The sequence below is a fragment of the Actinomycetospora sp. genome (genome assembly GCF_055612215.1).
The window spans coordinates 1-2,671 of the sequence record NZ_JBVPVA010001152.1; the positions used below are offsets into that span (position 1 = coordinate 1).

General features: G+C 76.0%; 5 protein-coding genes. 4 read left to right on the forward strand and 1 reads right to left on the reverse strand.

The features are described 5' to 3' along the window. Positions 1-357, reverse strand: a 357-nt coding sequence (locus AC0CYZ_RS31015) for an amidase family protein (RefSeq protein ID WP_472222001.1), incomplete at its 3' end; no start/stop codon positions are given. A 30-nt stretch (positions 358-387) separates the two neighbouring features. On the opposite strand from AC0CYZ_RS31015, the gene AC0CYZ_RS31020 reads away from it, so the two are divergent. The 4 genes from AC0CYZ_RS31020 to AC0CYZ_RS31035 form a co-directional block, all read left to right on the forward strand. Beyond that, positions 388-1,221, forward strand: coding sequence for a helix-turn-helix domain-containing protein (locus AC0CYZ_RS31020; protein ID WP_472222003.1), 834 nt, complete (start codon positions 388-390; stop codon positions 1,219-1,221). A 50-nt stretch (positions 1,222-1,271) separates the two neighbouring features. Further along, entirely contained in the window at positions 1,272-1,628 is a 357-nt protein-coding gene (locus tag AC0CYZ_RS31025) for a VOC family protein (protein WP_472222005.1), read from the forward strand. A 149-nt stretch (positions 1,629-1,777) separates the two neighbouring features. Further along, positions 1,778-2,188, forward strand: a complete 411-nt coding sequence (locus AC0CYZ_RS31030) for a VOC family protein (RefSeq protein ID WP_472222007.1) — start codon at positions 1,778-1,780, stop codon at positions 2,186-2,188. A gap of 106 nt (positions 2,189-2,294) precedes the next feature. Then, a partial coding sequence (locus AC0CYZ_RS31035) for a PadR family transcriptional regulator (protein ID WP_472222009.1) occupies positions 2,295-2,671 on the forward strand: 377 nt, incomplete at its 3' end.

Sequence of the window (2,671 nt, forward strand, 5' to 3'; positions counted from 1 at the left end):
GCGGGCCGAGTCGGTGACGCCGAACGCGGCGAGCTCGGGCAGCGTCGTCCGCCCGATCGGCACCAGCCCGACCCGGCGCAGGGCCGCCACCAGGGTCCCGTCGGCGGCCGCGGGGCGGGTGAAGGCCCGGCTCCCCCAGCCGGTGACGTGGCCGGCGGCGTCGACGTCGTCCTTGACCGCGATCGGTGTCCCGAGCAGCGACGACGTCTCCCCGGCCGCCCGGCGGCGGTCGGCCTCACCCGCGGCGGCGAGCGCGGCCGGCTCGTCGAGCGCGGTGAAGGCGTTCAGCACGGCCGCCGCCCGCGCCCGCGCGAGCGCCGCCCGGGTCCGCTCCTCCGCCGACGCGTGCTCTTCCACAGCGGCGCACGCTAGCGGCACGATCGACCGGTGTTCCTGCTCGCCGCCGTCCCACCCCCGCTGCGGGGCGTCGTGCGCCGGCTCGCGGCCTACGACGAGGCGAGCGGCTCACCGGTCCGCCGCCGCCAGGCGCCGACCGGGGCCTGCACGCTGGTCCTCGGGCTCGGGGAGCCGCTGCGGGTCGACGACCGCTCCCTCGGGTCGTTCCTCGGCGGGCTGAGCGACACCGCCGCGGTGACCGAGTTCCGCGGGCACCAGGCGGGCGTGCAGGTGGACCTGTCGCCGCTGGGCCTGATGCGCCTGCTCGGCGCCCCCGGGCGGGAGGTGGGCGGGGTGCCGGTCGCCGCCGAGGACCTCGCCGCGGTCTCCGTGGCCGGGCGCGCGCTGGGCGCCCTGCCCACGCGGCTGGCCGCCCTCGAGAGCTGGTCGGCGCGCCTCGCCCACGTCACCGACACCCTGGCGGGTCTGCTCACCGACTCCGCCGCCGCGCCCGACCCGGAGGTCGCGCACGCCTGGCGTCGCCTCGCCCTCGCGCGGGGCCGCGTCCCGGTCCCGCTGCTGGCCGCCGAGGTCGGCTGGAGCCGGCGCCACCTCTCGCGGCGCTTCACCGCGCAGGTGGGGCTCGCGCCCACGACGACGGCCCGGGTGCTGCGCTTCCGGCACGCCGCGGACCTGCTCGTGCCGGGTCCCGGCGAGCCCGGTGCCCGCCCCCGACGCATCGCCGACGTCGCCGGGGACTGCGGGTACGCCGACCACGCCCACCTCGACCGCGAGTTCCGGGCGCTCGCCGGGTGCAGCCCGCAGGACTACGTCGCGGGGTGGGCCGCGGTGGGCGTCGACGCCGCGGAGATCGAACGCGTCTGAGGTCCCCGACGTCCAAGACGCCGCACCGGAGCCCCGTCCACCATCAGCGGATGATCGTGACCACGCTGCGCAGTGACGACGTCCTCGCCCACGCCCGCTTCCTGACCGACGTCCTGGGCCTGACCCCCGGCCATGTCTCCGAGGGCCACGCCGAGCTCTTCTGGGGCGGCGGCGCCGTCCTGCTCGGCCCCCGGCGGGCCGACGACGCCTGGGACACCGGCCGCGCCGTGACCTACCTCGTCCTCGACGACCCCGACGGCCACCACGCCCGCGTCGTCGCCGCCGGCGGCGAGGTCGTCAGCGAGCTCACCGACCAGCCGTACGGGTCCCGGGAGTTCGCGGTCGCCGACTCCGAGGGCAACCGCTGGGTGTTCGGGACCTATCGGCCGACACCGCCGGCGTCGTGATCCGCGGGCGGGGTGACCGCCCGCCGTCACCACGCGGGCACGGCCCGTACGGGGTCTGGCCACGCCCGCCGACCGGCGCCACGATGGCCGCCCCGGGGGCCGGACCGCCCGGGACGACCGACCGCCGCCGACCACTGTGAGGAACCCCGATGGGCACCACCCTGAACCCGTACCTGCACTTCACCGACACCGCCCGGAGCGCGCTCGAGTTCTACCGCGACGTCTTCGGCGGCACCCTCAACGTCATGACCTTCGGGGACATGGGCACCGAGGGCCCGGAGGCGGAGAAGGTCATGCACGGCCAGCTGGACACGCCCAGCGGTTTCACGCTGATGGCCTCCGACACCCCCGAGGGGATGACCCGCCCCGAGGGGGCCGGCATCTCGGTGAGCCTGTCCGGCGACCAGGCCGAGGAGCTGCGCGGGTACTACGAGCGGCTCTCCGGGAGCGGCACCGTCACGATGGCGCTCGAGAAGCAGATGTGGGGCGACGAGTTCGGCATGTGCACCGATCGCTTCGGCGTCGACTGGCTGGTCAACATCGCGGGTTCCGCCACGTAGGGGCCCAGCAGAAGGGTCCGACTGGTCCTGTCGGTGCCGGACGTCCGAGGCGGTCGGTGACCCGGACGCTTGCCTTAGTGTCGGAGACACTAGTACCTTCGACACCATGACCCAGCGGTCCGGACTCGCCCTCGCGGTGCTCGCGCTCGCCGTCGAGGAACCGATGCACCCGTACCGCATGCAGCAGCTCATCCGGGAGCGCGGCAAGGACCGCGTGGTCAACGTCGGTCAGCGCTCCCAGCTCTACAAGACCATCGACCGCCTCGCGCGCGACGGCCTGCTCGCCGAGCACGCGGTCGAGCGCGAGGCGACGCGTCCGGAGCGGACGGTCTACACCGCGACCGACGCCGGGCGCCGGGCCGCGACCGAGTGGACCGTCGACATGCTCGTGGCCCCGCGCCCGGAGTTCGGCGAGTTCGCCGCGGCCCTGGCCTACCTCCCGCTCGTCACGGTCACCGAAGCCCTCGCCGCGCTGCGCGCACG